General features: G+C 59.1%; 13 protein-coding genes. 8 read left to right on the top strand and 5 right to left on the bottom strand.

Annotated elements, in window-relative coordinates; genetic code table 11:
* Positions 1-27: 27 nt before the first annotated feature.
* Entirely contained in the window at positions 28-273 is a 246-nt protein-coding gene (locus HALXA_RS18610; RefSeq protein ID WP_013875808.1) for a hypothetical protein, read from the bottom strand.
* Positions 274-534: 261 nt separating this feature from the next.
* On the opposite strand from HALXA_RS18610, the gene HALXA_RS18605 reads away from it, so the two are divergent.
* The 7 genes from HALXA_RS18605 (at position 535) to HALXA_RS18575 (ending at position 9,797) form a co-directional block, all read left to right on the top strand.
* Positions 535-2,760: an ABC transporter ATP-binding protein gene (locus HALXA_RS18605; RefSeq protein ID WP_013875807.1), complete on the top strand. Its 2,226-nt coding sequence runs from the start codon at positions 535-537 to the stop codon at positions 2,758-2,760.
* A gap of 1,029 nt (positions 2,761-3,789) precedes the next feature.
* A complete protein-coding gene (locus tag HALXA_RS18600; protein ID WP_013875806.1) occupies positions 3,790-4,680 on the top strand; it encodes a ParA family protein in 891 nt (296 codons plus the stop codon).
* Positions 4,677-5,192: a hypothetical protein gene (locus HALXA_RS18595; RefSeq protein ID WP_013875805.1), complete on the top strand. Its 516-nt coding sequence runs from the start codon at positions 4,677-4,679 to the stop codon at positions 5,190-5,192. The genes HALXA_RS18600 and HALXA_RS18595 overlap by 4 nt, the downstream gene beginning before the upstream one ends.
* Before the next feature lie 315 nt (positions 5,193-5,507).
* On the top strand, positions 5,508-6,362 hold the full coding sequence (locus tag HALXA_RS18590) for a hypothetical protein (RefSeq protein ID WP_049895530.1): 855 nt from the start codon (positions 5,508-5,510) through the stop codon (positions 6,360-6,362).
* 12 nt (positions 6,363-6,374) lie between these two features.
* A complete protein-coding gene (locus HALXA_RS18585; protein WP_013875803.1) occupies positions 6,375-8,090 on the top strand; it encodes an ABC transporter ATP-binding protein in 1,716 nt (571 codons plus the stop codon).
* The gene (locus tag HALXA_RS18580) at positions 8,087-8,902 is read left to right on the top strand and encodes an energy-coupling factor transporter transmembrane component T family protein (RefSeq protein WP_013875802.1); all 816 of its coding nucleotides are present in this window, start codon (positions 8,087-8,089) and stop codon (positions 8,900-8,902) included. Before HALXA_RS18585 ends, HALXA_RS18580 begins: the two co-directional genes overlap by 4 nt.
* Before the next feature lie 76 nt (positions 8,903-8,978).
* Positions 8,979-9,797, top strand: coding sequence for an inositol monophosphatase family protein (locus HALXA_RS18575; protein ID WP_013875801.1), 819 nt, complete (start codon positions 8,979-8,981; stop codon positions 9,795-9,797).
* A 30-nt stretch (positions 9,798-9,827) separates the two neighbouring features.
* On the opposite strand, the gene HALXA_RS18570 is transcribed toward HALXA_RS18575, so the two are convergent.
* Positions 9,828-10,592, bottom strand: a complete 765-nt coding sequence (locus tag HALXA_RS18570; RefSeq protein WP_013875800.1) for an inositol monophosphatase family protein — start codon at positions 10,590-10,592, stop codon at positions 9,828-9,830.
* Between the two features lie 89 nt (positions 10,593-10,681).
* Positions 10,682-11,746 carry a hypothetical protein gene (locus HALXA_RS18565; RefSeq protein WP_013875799.1) on the bottom strand — a complete coding sequence of 355 codons (1,065 nt, stop codon included), beginning with the start codon at positions 11,744-11,746 and terminating at the stop codon, positions 10,682-10,684.
* Positions 11,747-12,086: 340 nt separating this feature from the next.
* Between HALXA_RS18565 and HALXA_RS18560 the strand changes: the two genes are divergently transcribed.
* Positions 12,087-15,212: a glycoside hydrolase family 2 TIM barrel-domain containing protein gene (locus HALXA_RS18560; protein ID WP_013875798.1), complete on the top strand. Its 3,126-nt coding sequence runs from the start codon at positions 12,087-12,089 to the stop codon at positions 15,210-15,212.
* A 126-nt stretch (positions 15,213-15,338) separates the two neighbouring features.
* Here the strand turns inward: HALXA_RS18560 and HALXA_RS18555 are convergent, their stop codons facing one another.
* Together HALXA_RS18555 and HALXA_RS18550 are read right to left on the bottom strand one after the other, a co-directional pair.
* On the bottom strand, positions 15,339-15,644 hold the full coding sequence (locus HALXA_RS18555; protein ID WP_013875797.1) for an L-rhamnose mutarotase: 306 nt from the start codon (positions 15,642-15,644) through the stop codon (positions 15,339-15,341).
* A gap of 136 nt (positions 15,645-15,780) precedes the next feature.
* Positions 15,781-16,458 (bottom strand): carbohydrate-binding family 9-like protein, encoded by a 678-nt coding sequence (locus tag HALXA_RS18550; RefSeq protein ID WP_049895526.1) that lies wholly within the window; start codon positions 16,456-16,458, stop codon positions 15,781-15,783.
* Positions 16,459-16,470 lie beyond the last annotated feature (12 nt).

Below are 16,470 nucleotides of genomic sequence, written 5' to 3'. Positions count from 1 at the left end.
TAACCCAAAACGAGAGGGGTGACGCGATCACGTCCCGTATCGATAGCGGAGACCGACGAGGAGCGCCAGAAACGAACCGAGCATCGCGAAGTTGAGCTGCAGCAGGACGAACGACGGCGACTCACGGTCGATGAAGAGCAGCGACAGAACGGACAGCGCCAGCAAGATGACACAGAGCACTATCAGCAGCGGAATCGCGTGTCGGTTATCCCGAATCACGGCCTCGAGTGCGGCCCGGAACGATCGCGTTCGCCTCCCGTTGTCGTCGGACATAGACTCAGTCTCCAAATGTTCGCCCGACGTGAACTTCAGTGTTGGTACGCCCGCGGCGGTGAAACGGCGGCCACTGCGCTCGCCCGTACTTTCAGCATCGTAACCATTAAGACGGAAGGTAAGCTACGAGGTACCATCCACCATGATTAGCGTCGATATCGACCAGCGACGACTGCCGTCTCGATCGTCGCGACCGTTCGAACGGTCGCTGCCATCGCCGGTCGTCGAGCAGCCAGCTGCCGGCCCTCGAGAGACGAACCGATGAGCGCCGAGACCGTCCACACCGACCGCGGGACCGTCGACGCCCTCGAGCTGATCGAGGTCGACGATCCGATCTTTTCGGTTCGGGACGTCTCGGTCACGTTCGATATGGACCGCGGCGAGTCGCGAGTGCTCGACGACGTCTCCCTCGATATCGCTCGCGAGGAAGTCCTCGGCGTCGTCGGCGAGTCTGGTTCCGGCAAGTCGATGTTCGCGTCGGCGCTGTTGGACGCCGTCGTCGATCCCGGCCGCGTCGACGGTGAGATCACGTACTACCCCGACTCGGGACCGCCGGTCGACGTGCTCGAGCTGGGAGCAGACGAACTTCGTCGCTTCCGCTGGGAAGAAGTGTCGATGGTGTTCCAGGGGGCACAGAGTTCGTTCAATCCGGTCATCACGATCCGCGAGCACTTCGAGGAGACGATCAACGCCCACGGTCGTGAGGTCGGCGAAGCGATGGCTCACGCGCGGGAACTCATCGCCGACCTCCACATGGAACCGGATCGCGTCCTCGATTCCTACCCTCACGAGCTTTCCGGCGGCATGAAACAGCGGACGCTCATCGCCCTCTCGCTGGTCCTCGAGCCGAACGTACTCGTGATGGACGAGCCGACGGCGGCGCTGGACCTGTTGATGCAGCGGTCGATCCTGGACCTCCTCGAGAACCTCAAGGAGAAGTACAACCTGACCGTCGTGTTCATCACGCACGACCTCCCGCTGGTGACGGGACTGTCCGATCGACTCGCGGTGTTGTACGCGTTCGAGTTCGTCGAGATCGCGGATGCCGACCGGATCGTCGATCGCCCAGTCCACCCGTATACGCGGTCGCTGCTGAAGGCGGTGCCGAACCTGAACATGCCGCTGGCGGAGATGCAGCCGATCGAGGGATCGGCGCCCGACCCGGTCAACGTGCCGGCCGGCTGTTCGTACCATCCTCGGTGTCCCCTGGCCGACGATCAGTGTCGAACCGATGATCCACCGCTTCGCGAAACCGACGAGGACGCCGTCGCCGCCTGCTTCCACTGGGAGGACGCTCCCGATGCAGTGCCGTTGGATCTCGATCGGGAGTACGACCCCGACGAACAGACGATCGTCGACGGCTCTCAATCCGAACGGCCTGTACTCTCCCTCGAGGACGTTGAGGTGCACTTCGAACAGGAAAAGCGGGGCCTGCGAAACTTCTTTTCGGATCCCGAAGTCGTCCGTGCGGTCGACGGCGTGGACCTCGATATCTACGAGAACGACGTCGTCGCCCTCGTCGGCGAGAGCGGCTGCGGAAAGACCACGCTGGGCAAGGCCGCGATCGGCGCCCAGCGGCCGACCGGCGGTCGCGTCTCCTACCGGGACGTCGATATCTGGGAAGCCCGGGATCAGGGTGATACCGACGTCGAGTTCGACGAGATTCGCCGCTCGCTCCAGATGATCCACCAGGATCCGGGGAGCTCGCTGAACCCGAACAAGACCGTCCGGAAGAGCCTCGAGTCGCCGCTGAAACTCTGGAAGCCGGATATGGACTCCGCCGATCGGAACGCGCGTATCCTCGGCATGCTCGAGTACGTCGGCATGCGTCCGCCGGAGGATTACGCCGACCGGTATCCACACCAGCTTTCCGGTGGCGAACAGCAACGCGTCGCGCTGATTCGAGCCCTGCTGATGAATCCCGACGTGATCCTCGCGGACGAAGCCGTTTCGGCGCTGGACGTCTCCCTGCGGGTCGAGATGATGGATCTCATGCTCGAGTTGCAGGAGTGGTTCGACACCTCGTACCTCTTTATCTCGCACAATCTCTCGAACGCCCGGTACTTTGCGGGCGGCGTCGGGGGCCGAATCGGCGTCATGTACCTCGGAGAGATCATCGAGATCGGACCCGCGGAAGAGATCATTCAGGATCCGCGCCACCCGTACACGAAGGTACTAAAATGGTCGACGGAGGATCTCGACTCCGACGCCGAGGCCGGCGAGCCGCCGGTCCGCGGAATCGACATTCCCGACCCCGTCGATCCACCCTCCGGCTGTCGGTTCCACACGCGCTGTCCGGAGGCCAGGGAGATCTGTCGCTCGCAGTGTCCGTCGATCGATGACTCGGATGCCGTCGCGGACGAGCACGCGACGGCGTGTTTCCGGGAGTACGGTTCCGACCATCCTTACTGGGACAGCGACTCGATCGTCGACGAACCCCGGCCCGCTTCCGGGACGGGTGTAGGAGAGGAAGCCTCGAGCGACTAATTCGTGAGAGGTCAAACAGCGCTCTCACAGTCTCCGCGAGCTACGGTCGTTTTTGATGCCTCTGCGCCAGATAACATAGCCTCTCTCTATACTACCATTTCCTGAGACTATTATTTGAGTAGAGATGTAATGGACTCCACGCCCATATACAAAAGGTGCCTATTGCACCTATTCTGACCTTAAATGCTCTGAGGGATGCTAATTGGGGTGAGTTAGATAGGTTCTGTGATGGTGCCTCTTGACTCGATTTGCCTGAGAAAAATAGCTCTAGATTAGCGTTTTAACTTCTTATACGGCCATTAATGGCTATACCACGATTCTCTGTACGGTCAGATCTAGCTTGTTCTATTATTTTGAGTGGTCCCTTATTATATCCATAAGATGATCACTCACTCGTGACCGACTCTGTGTAAGTCGCTCTTCTTTGCCGTGCAATTATTGAGCGCTGGTTCCTTGTAACCGAATCTCGTCATTCGGATTATTGCCCGGGGTATTTGGCGGAATAAACGGCTGTACTGATGGAATAGCTACAATAGATACAATAGCTACAATAGATGGAATATTTCTAATCGGTGTAGTAGTTGGGGTAGGCTGCTGATCCTCACTAGGACCACCAGTTGTCTCGTCCGCCTTTGAGCCGACCGCTGAGGAGCACCAACTGACGAACGTTCTGAGCGTGCGGGAGCTGCGAGAGGTACAATAGGTGGCGTAGGTAGCTATTGAAAGATAGCTCGCGGAGCGATTAGTAGCGTACCTGCTGCTTCTCCTGTAGTTCGAGCACATGAACCACGTTAGACAGCTAACAGAGATACTGCACGTACGCTGCCTATTCCAGGGATAATAGCTGGAATAGGTGACTTAGGTGGCTGTTCTATTGTAGCTATTGCACCTATTGTACCCATTGAAGCTATCGTAGTTGCAGTAGGTAGAATTAAGAAGGTAGAATAAAATGTCTTTCTTGCCCGCTGAACCAACCACATACGGAACAATAGGCACCTATCGAAATACGATCGGGCGGGCAGAGATACCATGGAGACAACAACGACCGAGCCACGCGCCGTAAGCGTCGTGATCCTGAAAGGCGGTGTCGGCAAATCAACGACCGCGATGAACCTCGCGCGACAGCTCGCCGAGCGCGGCGACACGCTGTTCGCCGACCTCGACCCGAACGGCCACGCGACGAACGGGCTGGGATACGAGGAAGCCTACCAGGGCGATATCAATCTCGGCGACGTCATCCTCGAGGGCAACGCTACCCCGCAGGATCTGATCCGTCCGACGGACCACGGCTTCGATCTGCTCCCGTCGTCGAACACCCTCGAGGACGTCGAGAAGGATCTCGCCGGTGCGATGCAGGGGTCGGCCCGCGTCAAATCGAAGATCGTCGATCCCCTGCTCGGCGACGTCTACGATTACGTCGTCTTCGACTGCCCGGCGTATCCGGGGATGCTCAACAACAACGCGCTCGTCGCGACGGGCAACGTCATGATCCCGATCGAACCCGGCTCGAGCGCGATCGGCGGCTACAAGCGAACGATGGAGCGGTTGATCGAACCGGCGCGCGAGTACATCGACGTGGAGGTGCTGTCCGTCGTGCCGAACAAACTCGGCGATCGAATCGACCAGCAGACCGAAGATCGCGAACTTCTCGAGAACCTGAACACGGCGACCTACGAAGTCAATCCCGGCCAGCCGCTGCAGGAGGCCGTGCCGGACTTTGCCCGAATCACGGCCGAAGAGTTCGAGTCGATCGACGCCGGCGAGATGGATGCTCCGAAGCCGGGGATCCGACACCGATCCGCATTGTCCCGCTCGCTCCAGCACAATCAACCGTTGCAGGACTACGACTCGGAAAGCGATCAGATCCCGTGTTACGAAGAACTGGCTGACATCGTCGTCAACGGAGGGATCGATCGATGAGCAATCCGTTCGACGACCTCAAAGCGGACGACGAGCCGTCGACGGAGTCCGAGTCGGAATCGGAATCAGTGTCGGATTCGGACGACGACCAGTCCGCAGCGGAATCCACAGACTCCGTCGACGCGGATGCTGCGACATCGACGACCGAAACAACGGCATCGGACTCATCGGAACCGAGCGACGACGACACTAACTCGAGTCAGTCGTCACAACGAGACGAGCCGAACGACGCGACGACGAGCGACGGTACCGAAGAAGAACAGCAGTCTCCTGCAGAGACCGGCCCGGCGTTCGAATACAGCGAAGTGCGACAGAAACCACTGTACGCTCGTGACGAGACGTGGAACGAACTCGAGGACGAACTCGGAATTACTGTCACGCCCGAACTCCGTCGAATGGGGATTCGGGACGAGGAGACGAGGGAGATCCACGACGCCCTGTTGAAGGTCGCAATCGAACATATCGACGAGGTTCCCGACACGATCGCTGAAGTACGCCGCCAATCGTCGTAGCTGAGATACCGTGATCATTACGACAGCCTCGGGAGTGATATTGCTATGAACTCTACCTGCAAATCTGGACACAAACCTCTGTTGAAATCCCTCCAGCGTTGACATCGGGAAGAGCTACTCCTCGCACTGGATTTCGCGGACCCGCTGTGAAACTGGCTTCTCAGAAAATCGCAAGACGACAAGAGGGCTTCAACAGAGCCAGTCTACCTGTCCTTCCGAAAGACCCCCCGCCTATGTAGTGATCTATGTACCTCTATCCTCAGATATATAAATAATATCAAACTTCAAACCGATATCTGCCGACCACGGATGTGTATGTCAGAGATGGCTACGGAGAATACGAACTGGTTCAGCTTTGGTCAACGGGATATGACGGTGTTCATTTTCGTCATGTCCCTCAGTGGACTGCAATACGCAATTACAGAGGTATTACCCGAATTCGACGTCGGACCGTTGGAACTGGGAGTTGGTGACTTTATATTTATTCCAATCGTGCTGGTATTGCTGTTTCGAACCTTTTGGGCCGCACTTGCGGTTCCGATGGGGGAAATTGTTTTCGAGGACATTCTATTAGGCGACTTTAATGGACTCGGGGTGATGGAAGATCTACTGCTCGTCTCGACGTGTTTCTTTTTCGCGGCGCTGCTGTTCCAGGACCCGAAAAACCGCCGTCAGCTCGCCGCAGTCGTCCTCATTGCCGAGGGACTCAACGAGTTCCTCGCTATGTTCGTCGATATCGGGAAGGTGTACATCGGCGTTGAAGAACTGGAAGCAGTGCCGGGACTCCCCGAGAGCATACTCGTTCTCGAGGGTGTCGACTTCATCACGCAGATGGTGATTACGGGAATCATCTTCGGGGTCATTCCGGCGCTCTATCTGTATCCCAAACTCCACGGGAAGATTGAGCCGCTGATGGGAATGGAACCGTACAAGGGGACACGAGGAGCATCCATGGTACGTGGCTTCTCGTGGAAAGCAGCACTCGCCGTACTGCTCGCGTTCCCCCTCGCGTTCGGGTTTGCAGCGGCCGAGGAAGCTGGCTTCGGACTGAATATTGTGTGGGAGCCCGAATTCATGGATGCCTACGGTGAGATGTTTATTGTCATCCCGATCGTCGTGGCTGCGCTCGTCGCGATCGTCGTCTGGCAGCGCGCAAAACACTCCGCGTAAACAGCCGTGAGCATGACAGAGACAGCGATCGACGTGTCGGATGTCACCTTCCGATATCCGGGGGTTGACGAACCGACGCTAGAGAAGGCTGATTTGCGCATCGATCGCGGCGAGTTTATCGCTATCCTGGGCGGAAACGGGAGCGGAAAGACGACGCTGTGTAAAACGTTCAACGGACTCGTCCCCCACTTCTTCGAGGGCGAGTTCGAGGGGCAAGTACGTGTCGCCGGTCAGGATACGCGTGATGCGTCCGTTGCAGACCTTTCCCGCAATGTCGGCTACGTGTTTCAGGAGTTCGAAAATCAGCTCGTAACGCCGACCGTCTACGACGAACTGACGTTCGGGCCGGTCAATTACGGGCGAGACGATTACCGCGAGCGAGCACTCAACACGCTCTCACAGTTAGACATCGAAACGGTCGATGGGCGGTTCATATGGGAGTTGAGCGGTGGTCAACAGCACCTGGTTGCCCTCGGTGCAGCATTGACGATGAATCCGCACATCCTCGTCGTCGACGAACCGGCAGCACAACTCGATCCCGTCCGTGCACACGAAACGTACGAACGGTTACAGGCGCTAAACGAGAACGGAATAACGATCGTCACGATCGAGCACCATACCGAATTCATCGCCGAGTACTGCGATACCGTCGCACTGGTTTCTGACGGCACCGTCAAATGGAAGCGACCGACCGACGAAGGGCTCAATCGAATCGAAGAACTACGAGAACATCGTATTCATCCACCACAGGTAACTCGAGTCGCCAGAACGGTCGAAGACGACGGGAATCCCCCGACGACGTACGCCGATGCGGTCACTCGGTATCGGTCGCTCGAGCACGAAACAGAGCAACCGGACGACTACGAAATTGCTCGAGGCCAACCGAGAGACGAGCCGGTCATCTCGTTCCAGCACGTCGACCACGGGTATACGACGCTCCGCGATGGTGATGTACGGGTACTGGAAGACTTTTCGTTGGACCTTTATCCTGACGAACGGGTCGCTCTCGTCGGTGCGAATGGTGCCGGGAAATCGACGCTGCTACGGTTGATTACCGGTATCGAGAAGCCCGATGCTGGGCGCGTAACTATCAACGGAACCGACACCGAGGATGTTCTTCCGGAAGAACTGGCAGCGGACATCACCTACGTCGATCAAAACCCGGAGGACATGTTCATTCAGGACTCGGTCCGAGGAGATATTTCCTATTATTTACGAGAGCGTGACGTTGCGGACGTCGAGGAACGAGTCGACGAGGTGATCGAGTTTCTGGATCTCGAACAACTACAGGACCGTGACGGGCGACTGTTGAGCGTCGGCGAGCAGCGTCGCGCATCGCTCGGGATTGGGCTAGCGACAGACCCATCGATCGTATTGTTCGACGAACCGACTGGGAGCCTCGATCTAGCGAGTCGCCGTGAAGTCGAACAGACGATAAACCGCGCTGAAAACCGCGTCGAGACAGTTATCATTGCCACACACGATCTCGAACTGGTCGCCGAATGGGCGACGCGGGTGATCGTTTTGAACGACGGTGCCATCGAAACGGACGGGACGCTGAGAGACGTGTTTTCCGACCTTGATCGTCTCGAACGGTGTAACCTACGGGCACCGCAAGTCGTTCGACTGAGCGACGAGCTCGATATCTCGCCGCCTGCGATGACCGTCTCTGAGTTGGCTGATAGACTCTCCGGACACCCACCGGAACTCGAGGGGGGCAACCGATGAGCTACCAGGAAGAGTTTCGCGACGCGCTGTCGATCGAGTCGTTGAAGCAGGATCTGCTCCGCACTGCGTACGACAACGAGGGAACGATCTTCAATCGACTCGATCCTCGCGTGCTACTCGCGTGGTACGCCGCATTCCTCGTCATTCCGTGGTTGTTTTACGATATGCGGATTCTCGGTGGGCTGCTCGCGTTCGTGTCCGTCCTCGCGGTGGTATCCCGAGTCAGCAAGTACCTCATTGCGCTCCTCGCGTTCGGCGTCGTCACGAACGTGCTCTTGTACGCGTTCGTAACGGTGCTGATGGGCGGGAGTTTCGTACGGAGTGCGATGGCGCTGGTTCCGTACACGACGAAGCTGACGATCATCTCGGTGACGTCAATTGCCGTGTTCTCCGGGATGTCCCCGAAGGACATCAGCCGCGCATTCATGAGCATCGGTATTCCGCGCCAGTTCACGTTCGCGATCAGTTACGGATACCGGATGTTACCCGTTCTCATCGAGGAGTACCACGAGACGGTGAACGTCTACCGTCTTCGAAGCCGTGCACCGGAATCGCCCGGTCGCTTCAAATGGCGATATTACATGTATCTGATCCGACTCTCGATCAGGGCGTTCTATCCGATGATCTTCGACGTCGCAAAACGAAGTCGCGTGACGGTCGAAGCGCTCGAAACGAGAGGATTCTCTCATTCGTTAGAGAACGATAAAAGCCGTGAGTTACAGTTAGGAGACCTGCGCGTCGGCCGGTTTGACGTGCTCTTCATGGGCGGCTCAGCGATCATCGTCGCGGGTATTATTCTTCCGTTCGTGTAGCCACTCGTCGTTTTGTATCAATCTAATCGAGTCCAGTCGAATCCGAATACGGACACGAGAAAGAGCATCATAACACATGGGAACTGCATTCGACGAATTCCTGACGACAGCGAAGGCAGCAGCGACGGAGGCAAGTACGCTACTCCGAGCGAACTTTCAGTCCGACTACGACATGACGCAGAAACGAGAGGGGACGCTGGTAACGGAGATCGATCTCCGCGCCGAGCGGACGATTCGCTCGATCATCACGGAGGCCTACCCGGATCACGCGATTATTAGCGAAGAGACCGGACGAGATGGAGCGGCGCGATTCACGTGGGTCGTCGATCCGCTCGACGGGACCGCAAATTACGTTGCCGGTTTCGAACATTACTGCGCGTCAATCGCGTTGCTGGACGAGGGAGAACCGGTCGTCGGTGTCGTCGTCCATCCCCAACGCGAGGAGACGTACACGGCAGTTGCGGGTAGTGGTGCGCAACGGAACGGACAACGCATATCCGTGTCGTCGGCTGACTCGCTTCCGGAGAGTGCCGTGCTATTCGGTATCTCGCCGCCCATTATCGATGACTGCCGGCTCCGTCGGGTGTATCAGCACCTCTTTCCACCTGACCGGTCGCGGGGGCTTCGCCAACTCGGAGCCGGCGCGTGTGATCTTTCGTTCGTTGCGAACGGAACGTTCGAGTGTTTTCTAGACAAGTACACATCGCCCTGGGACGTTGCTGCGGGGAGTTTGCTCGTCGAGGAAGCCGGTGGCAAGGTAACCGATTGGGACGGATCGCCGGTGAATTTCACGGCCGAGGAGCGGGACGTAGGCATTATCGCCTCGAACGGCCGCGTTCACGCCGACCTACGTCAGCTCTATCGAAACGAAACAGCGAACCCCAACACGAACTGAATCGTCGATCGAGTCGCCACTCGACTATCCCTAACTACTCGAGGAGATGAGTGAGACGGCTTCCTGGTGAATTTGTGGATTCGATGCGAGGACCATCTCGCGGTTACTCCCGTTCACTCGCTCGATCCGGGTGATCTCGCCGCCTGCCTCCTCGACGAGTTGGATTCCCGCGGCCGTATCCCAGACGCTGAGCTCTCGCTCGAAGAAAATGTCGAACTGCCCGTCGGCAACCATTGCGAGTTCAGTAGCGGCGGATCCGAACCGTCTCACTCCTTGAGTTCGGTCGAGCAGCGACCGAAACTGGTCGAAGTGTTGTGACTCGATCGTCGTCGGATCGAACCCTGTGACCACCAGCGCATCCGAGAGTGTGGCCGTTTCCGATACTGAAATCGGGCGTCCGTTCAGGTACGCGCCCTGCCCCTCAATAGCTGTAAATAGCCGATCCGAAGGGATATGATAGACGACGCTCACGTCCGCTGCCCCTGTCCCCTCGAACGCGATCGACACGGAATAGTGGGGAATCCCGTTGAGATAGTTAATCCGTCCGTCCAGCGGATCGACGATCCATCGCGGTTTCGTCGAGAACTCCGGATAGCTCTCCTCCGAAATCACGTTGTGTTCGGGAAAGTGACGCTCGAGTTCGGTTAAAATTGCTTTTTCGGTGGCGACATCACAGGTTTCGTTCGTTTCTCGGTCTGCCGTGCAATTAGGATGGTGTTCGTCCCAAACTGCAAGCGCTTCAGCACCGCGACGAGCAGCTAACAGCGCAGCCCACAGGTGGGGATGCCGGGCCATACGGTTCGTGCTCGGGTAACCATCTATTCGTTTGCTATGAGTTCTATGGTGGCCTATATATCTCCAGTAAACCCGGTCTGCATTCTCGTTCAGACCGGATAGAACGGCTGAGTACAGCTAACGGCTCGCCCGTCTCCGTGGACTTCTGCCCGTACGTACGTCCGATCCTCGAGTCGATCGTTCAGAATCGTTTCTCCGGTCGCGACGACTTCGCCGTCAGCGACCCACTCGATTCCCACTGCATCGGGGGAATCAACGGTAATTGCGTCGTTCGTTACTTCGATAGCGTCTATGAATGGTGCGTGATGATCTCCGTTGTGCTGTACGTAAAACCGTCCCTCAGTCAATGCCTCTCGGACGGCAGCCTTCGAATGAGTAGACAGGAGCAAGACGATCCGTGACCGGTTGAACCGTTTACCGTCTTGCGGGCGGGCGCGGCCGTGGTAGTCATCGCCGGCGAACGCCCAGATCGGTCGCTCGGGTCCGAAGTGCGTAAGTAATCGATCCCACAGGGCGCGACTCGGGTACCGATCGTTCCCGTTGAAGATTTCCATCCCGAGGAGGACATCAGCGGCTTCGAATACAGAGACGTATCGCTCGTAATCCGACGCTTCGTTGTACTTCGAAGGGTGTGGGAGAATTGCCAGGCCGTCCTGATCCGCGATACGTTCGAGTAGCGCAGTCATCGAGGCCTGTCGTCCGTGTCCGATATCCGTGTCCAGGCCGATCACATCGTGCAGCGAACCATGATGCGATGCCCGTAATTCGGTTCCCGGAAGCGCGACCACACCTAATTCCGCCGGATCGACGTTCCACTTCGCCCAAGGCCAACTCGTTTGCTCGAGTCGCTCGGGCATCTCTTCGTAGGGGACGTTCTTGTACTTCGACCGCTCTACGTAGTATTCGTGCTCTGTTAGCGAGAAGACGGTGTATCCCACATTTCTATACTTCTTCAATAACGTTCTGGGCGAAGACGCTGGTGAGAGATTGTTTTTCCCAAGATCGTCGATCGGAACCGTTTCTGCATCGATGCTCGGCTCGTGAATGCATGTGTCGTCGCGTATCGTGTTCCGTGGTTCGTGCGTGTGAAACTGCGTTAGCTGTTGCTCGTGCTCATCCCACTCCAATCCATCATACGGGTGTAATGTTTCCATAGCCATTCAGAAGGGACCGTAGATAAAAGCGTTCTGATATAATATATGAAATAAAAACTATTTTATTTAACTCGAGTATTTGGGCCCCTATGTGGTCTCTAACGGGGCTTTTGCTCTTCGGTTACTCGGTACCTCCCAAAAAACAGACGTGATGAATTCGGGTTCTGAAAGACCCCCGCTCTCTATAGACAAGTATTGGCGTTAGTAGACATATTGTTAGACGAGAATGAGAACTCCCCACCCTGCTTGCGCCGTCCCTTCGGTCGGCGCTCACTGAGGGAGAGCTTAGCACCTCGATTCAGCTAAAAGAATAAGTGCCAATACTCGAATCTGAGTGATTATGGACGATTGGATCGATCCGGAGACGATCAGCCGTAACCGGTTGCCGCCTCACGTGGACGTATTGCCGTACCCCGACCGAGAGACCGCCCTTGCCGACGATCGAACGGCGTCTCGGTGGTTCACCTCGTTGAACGGCCGCTGGCAGTTCGACCTCGCGCCCACGCCGTCCGACGCGCCGGACGGGTTCGCTGACCCGGCGTTTGACGCCGCGGACTGGGATCGAATCGAGGTTCCGCTGAACTGGCAAGTCGCCGGACACGGGAATCCACACTACACGAACGTCGTGTACCCGTTCCCGGTCGATCCGCCGAACGTCCCCACGGAGAATCCGACCGCGTCGTACCGACGGACGTTCTACGTCGACGACGACTGGACGGAGAGGCAGGTCCGCCTCCACTTCGAGGGCGTCGACTCCGCGTTCCACCTCTGGGTGAACGGCGAACCCGTCGGGTACAGCGAAGGGGCGCGGCTCCCCTCCGAGTTCGACGTGAGCGAGTACGTCCACGCGGGGGAGAATACGATCGCTGTCCGCGTCTACAAGTGGTCGAACGGGAGCTATCTCGAGGACCAGGACATGTGGTGGCTCAGCGGAATCTTCCGGGATACGTACGCCTACGCGGTCCCGGAGATCCACGTCGCGGATATCGACGCGAGAACGGAACTCGACGACGAGTACGTCGACGGCGTCCTCCGGGCGGACGTCAGTGTTGCTAACGGCGGCAACGCGAACGAAACGGTCACCGTCGATGCCGAACTCCGCGATCCGGACGGCGACTCTGTAGTCGAGTTCGAATCCACGACGGCGGTCGACGCCGGCGAGAGCGAGACGGTCACGCTCGAGGCGGACGTCGAGAACCCGGAGTTGTGGACCGCGGAGACGCCGAACTGCTACGACCTGCTTCTCTCCGTTCGAGACGAGCAGGGATCGGTTACCGAGGTCGTCGCGGAGACCGTCGGCTTTCGCGAGGTCGAGATCGAGGACGGCATATTCCGCGTAAATGGCGAACCCGTCACGATCCGCGGCGTAAACCGCCACGATTTCCACCCGGATCGCGGCCGGGCAGTGCCCCTCGACGCGATGCGGGAAGATATCGAGCTGATGAAACGGCACAACATCAACGCGGTCCGGACCGCGCACTACCCGAACGACACTCGGTTCTACGACCTCTGTGACGAGTACGGGCTGTACGTCGTCGACGAGACGGACATCGAGTGCCACGGGCTCGAGTTCGCGCCGGAGACGCCCCACCTTAGCGACGCGTCCGAGTGGAAAGCCACCTACGTCGACCGGATGATTCGGATGGTCGAGCGGGACAAGAACCATCCGAGCGTGGTCGTCTGGTCGCTCGGAAACGAATCCGACTTCGGGTCGAACCACGTCGCGATGGCCGAGGAGACCCGCGAGCGCGATCCGACGCGGCCGATCCACTACGAGCCGGACGAGGAGCAGGACGTGTCGGACATCGTCGGGCCAATGTACCCGCCCTGGGATCAGCTCGAGGCGTGGGCGGCCGAAGACGAGTACGAGCACCCGGTCATTCTCTGCGAGTACGCCCACGCGATGGGGAACGGGCCGGGGAATCTTCAGGAGTACTGGGATCTATTCTACGAACACGATCGGTTGCAGGGCGGATTCGTCTGGGACTGGCTCGACCAGGGGTTGCGCCGGACGACCGACGACGGCGAGGAGTGGTTCGCCTACGGCGGCGACTTCGGCGACGAGCCGAACGACGCCAACTTCAACATCAACGGGCTCGTCTTCCCCGACCGCGAACCCTCGCCGGGATTGATCGAGTACAAGAAGGTGATCGAGCCGGTCGCCCTCTCGGCCGCGGACCTCGAGCGCGGCGAGGTGACCGTCGAGAACGGGTACGACTTCCGGTCGCTGGCGCACCTGCGGGCCGATTGGCGCGTCGAAGCCGACGGGCGAGTCGTCGAGAGCGGCGCGTTCGAACTCCCCGATGTCGACCCTGGTGAGAGCGAAATCGTTAGCCTCCCGTTCGACGCGGACGAGTACGACGACGAGGCCGAGTATCTGCTGACGATCGACGTGTCGCTGGCGGAGGACACGCGGTGGGCGTCGGCCGGGCACACCGTCGCGACCGGCCAGTTCGAACTCCCGACCGGCGGCAGCCCGACGGAACCGTCGGCCGAAGTCGCGCCGCTGGCCTGCGAGGCGACCGACGACGGGATCGTCGTTTCGAACGTACACTTCGAACTCGTCTTCGACGAGACGGCCGGCGCGATCGATTCGATGCGCTACCGGGGACGAGAACTCGTCACCGAGGGGCCGACGGTCGGTCTCTGGCGCGCGCCGACGGACAACGACAGGGGGCTGCCGCTCTCGAGGACGCTCCTCTCGAGAATGACCGCGGCCGCCGCGGGCGACGGTCAGATCGACGAGGGTGACGTCCACACGATCGGCTTCGCCCAACTCTGGCGAGAGCACGGGCTCGACGGACTCCAGTTCCGAGCGGACAGCGTCGAATACGAGGTCAGCGGCGACGAACGCGTCGAGATCTCCGTAGAGGGACGGCTCGCGCCGCCGATCTTCGACCACGGGTTCGCGGTGGAGCAGGAGTACACGGTCGCCGATACCGGCGCCGTCGAAATCGAGACGGAACTGGAGCCCGAGGGCGACCTATCCGGCCTTCCGTCGCTGCCGCGAGTAGGGCTCGATCTGACGCTCCCGGCGGCGTTCGATCGGGTCAGCTGGTACGGGCGCGGGCCGGACGAATCCTACGTCGACAGCAAACGGGCGTCGCTCGTCGGCCGGTACGAGCGCGACGTCGACGATCTGCACACGCCGTACGTCAGACCGCAAGCGAACGGGAATCGGACGGACGTGCGGTGGGCGGCGATTACCGACCAGCAGGGCGTCGGACTGTACGTGAGCGGCGAGTCGCCGCTGAACGTCACGGCACACCGCTACACGAGAGCGGATCTGGAAGCGGCCGACCACGTCCACGAAGTGCCGCGACGGGACGAGGTCTCGGTGTCGCTAGACGCCGCTCACTGCGGGCTCGGAACCGGCAGCTGCGGCCCGGAAACGCTGGAGCCGTACCGCGTCGAGCCGACGACCTACGAGTTCACGATCGAGCTTCGACCGTACGTCGAAGAGTAAGTAGTCCGGCCGAAATCGACGCCGGAGCGGACGCGACTACCACGTTTCCGTTGGAACAAACTATCCGTTGTCGGCTAACCGTGATCGATCTCCGCACGGTCGCGACAACTGCACGTCGACGTCGGATCACTTCATTCGGTATACTTCGTCCATCCAGATATCGCCGTCATCCGGCTCGAGAATGCCGTCCATGACTTCGTCCCAGTCCGCCTGTGCATCGCTTTCTTCCATGATCTCCTTGATAACGTCCGGATCCTCGAGTTCCAGATAGCCGAAGACGTGGCCGTCGCGCTCGAACACGGAATAGGTCTCGATCCCGGCGTCGGACTCGAGGTACGCTTCCTCGAGTGCGTCCGGAACGTTCTGGTGTTCCTCACGGTACGCGTCTCGCTGTCCATCGACGATTTCCAGGTGGAACGCGATTCGCTCCATACGAAGACCGTTTTCTCACGACAGTATAGACGTTGGGGTCCGTGACCACAGTCACACCCGGTCAGTCCGTCTTCGTCACGGGCGGCAAACTCCATCTTGGCGAGACGACGCGATCTCGCTCACAATGGAATTGCCATCATTCGAATCGAAGCCGACCGAAATACTCCGGCGAATGGTAGTCGGGAGTTGCTTTCTCGATCGGATTCCACGTGGACTTCTGGTGATCCGGAAGCCCGCTGCGGTAGAAGTTTCCTCGCCACTCGGTCCCCGACGTCGGTCGGATCTCGAGCCCGGTCACGTCGCTCAGGACGTCGAAGGGAATCCTGGCGGCGAGCCACCAGTCCTCGTCGTCCGGCCGCGATTCTTTCGTCGGTCCCGGAACGGACGTTCGAACGTCGATCCGCTCGGCGAGGTCGGGATCGATCAGCGTCCGGCCGATGCCTCGTTCCTCCCAGCCTGCTTCCTGCCAGGCGAGTTTGAACTGACCGCAGCAGTTGGGTTCGAAGTTAAAGTACCGCGAGTCCGCGTCGGGCGTCGGATCGGCGAAGAGTTCAACTGAGCTGTCTTCGAACGTCGGCCCGTTGAGTTCGGTCACCGACGCGGTGATATCGTCGTCTTCGGCGTGGAACTGCAGGAACAGCGCTCGCTCGTCGTAACAGACGCGAGCGGTCGTCGTCAGTTTCGGATCCGAGCCGCCGTCGTGCCAGGTAAACTCCTCGAGATCGACCGCGGGAACGTCCTCCCAAACCGTCCCTTCGATCGCGCCGGTCAGTGGGACGTCGTCGGTCGCGCGAGCGATGGTGTACGTCTTCATCGATATGAATTC

Origin of the sequence: Halopiger xanaduensis SH-6 (assembly GCF_000217715.1) — an archaeon.
GTDB lineage: Archaea > Halobacteriota > Halobacteria > Halobacteriales > Natrialbaceae > Halopiger > Halopiger xanaduensis.
The sequence above is the reverse complement of the archived record's forward strand: the minus strand, read 5'-3'. Positions and strand labels throughout refer to the sequence as shown.

Excerpts from the sequence above, each read along its gene's own strand:
- HALXA_RS18595 (WP_013875805.1), top strand. The coding sequence starts at position 4,677 with ATGAGCAATCCGTTCGACGACCTCAAAGCGGACGACGAGCCGTCGACG.
- HALXA_RS18610 (WP_013875808.1), bottom strand. The coding sequence starts at position 273 with ATGTCCGACGACAACGGGAGGCGAACGCGATCGTTCCGGGCCGCACTC.
- HALXA_RS18590 (WP_049895530.1), top strand. The coding sequence starts at position 5,508 with ATGTCAGAGATGGCTACGGAGAATACGAACTGGTTCAGCTTTGGTCAA.
- HALXA_RS18555 (WP_013875797.1), bottom strand. The coding sequence starts at position 15,644 with ATGGAGCGAATCGCGTTCCACCTGGAAATCGTCGATGGACAGCGAGAC.
- HALXA_RS18560 (WP_013875798.1), top strand. The coding sequence starts at position 12,087 with ATGGACGATTGGATCGATCCGGAGACGATCAGCCGTAACCGGTTGCCG.
- HALXA_RS18565 (WP_013875799.1), bottom strand. The coding sequence starts at position 11,746 with ATGGAAACATTACACCCGTATGATGGATTGGAGTGGGATGAGCACGAG.
- HALXA_RS18575 (WP_013875801.1), top strand. The coding sequence starts at position 8,979 with ATGGGAACTGCATTCGACGAATTCCTGACGACAGCGAAGGCAGCAGCG.
- HALXA_RS18600 (WP_013875806.1), top strand. The coding sequence starts at position 3,790 with ATGGAGACAACAACGACCGAGCCACGCGCCGTAAGCGTCGTGATCCTG.
- HALXA_RS18570 (WP_013875800.1), bottom strand. The coding sequence starts at position 10,592 with ATGGCCCGGCATCCCCACCTGTGGGCTGCGCTGTTAGCTGCTCGTCGC.
- HALXA_RS18585 (WP_013875803.1), top strand. The coding sequence starts at position 6,375 with ATGACAGAGACAGCGATCGACGTGTCGGATGTCACCTTCCGATATCCG.
- HALXA_RS18580 (WP_013875802.1), top strand. The coding sequence starts at position 8,087 with ATGAGCTACCAGGAAGAGTTTCGCGACGCGCTGTCGATCGAGTCGTTG.
- HALXA_RS18605 (WP_013875807.1), top strand. The coding sequence starts at position 535 with ATGAGCGCCGAGACCGTCCACACCGACCGCGGGACCGTCGACGCCCTC.
- HALXA_RS18550 (WP_049895526.1), bottom strand. The coding sequence starts at position 16,458 with ATGAAGACGTACACCATCGCTCGCGCGACCGACGACGTCCCACTGACC.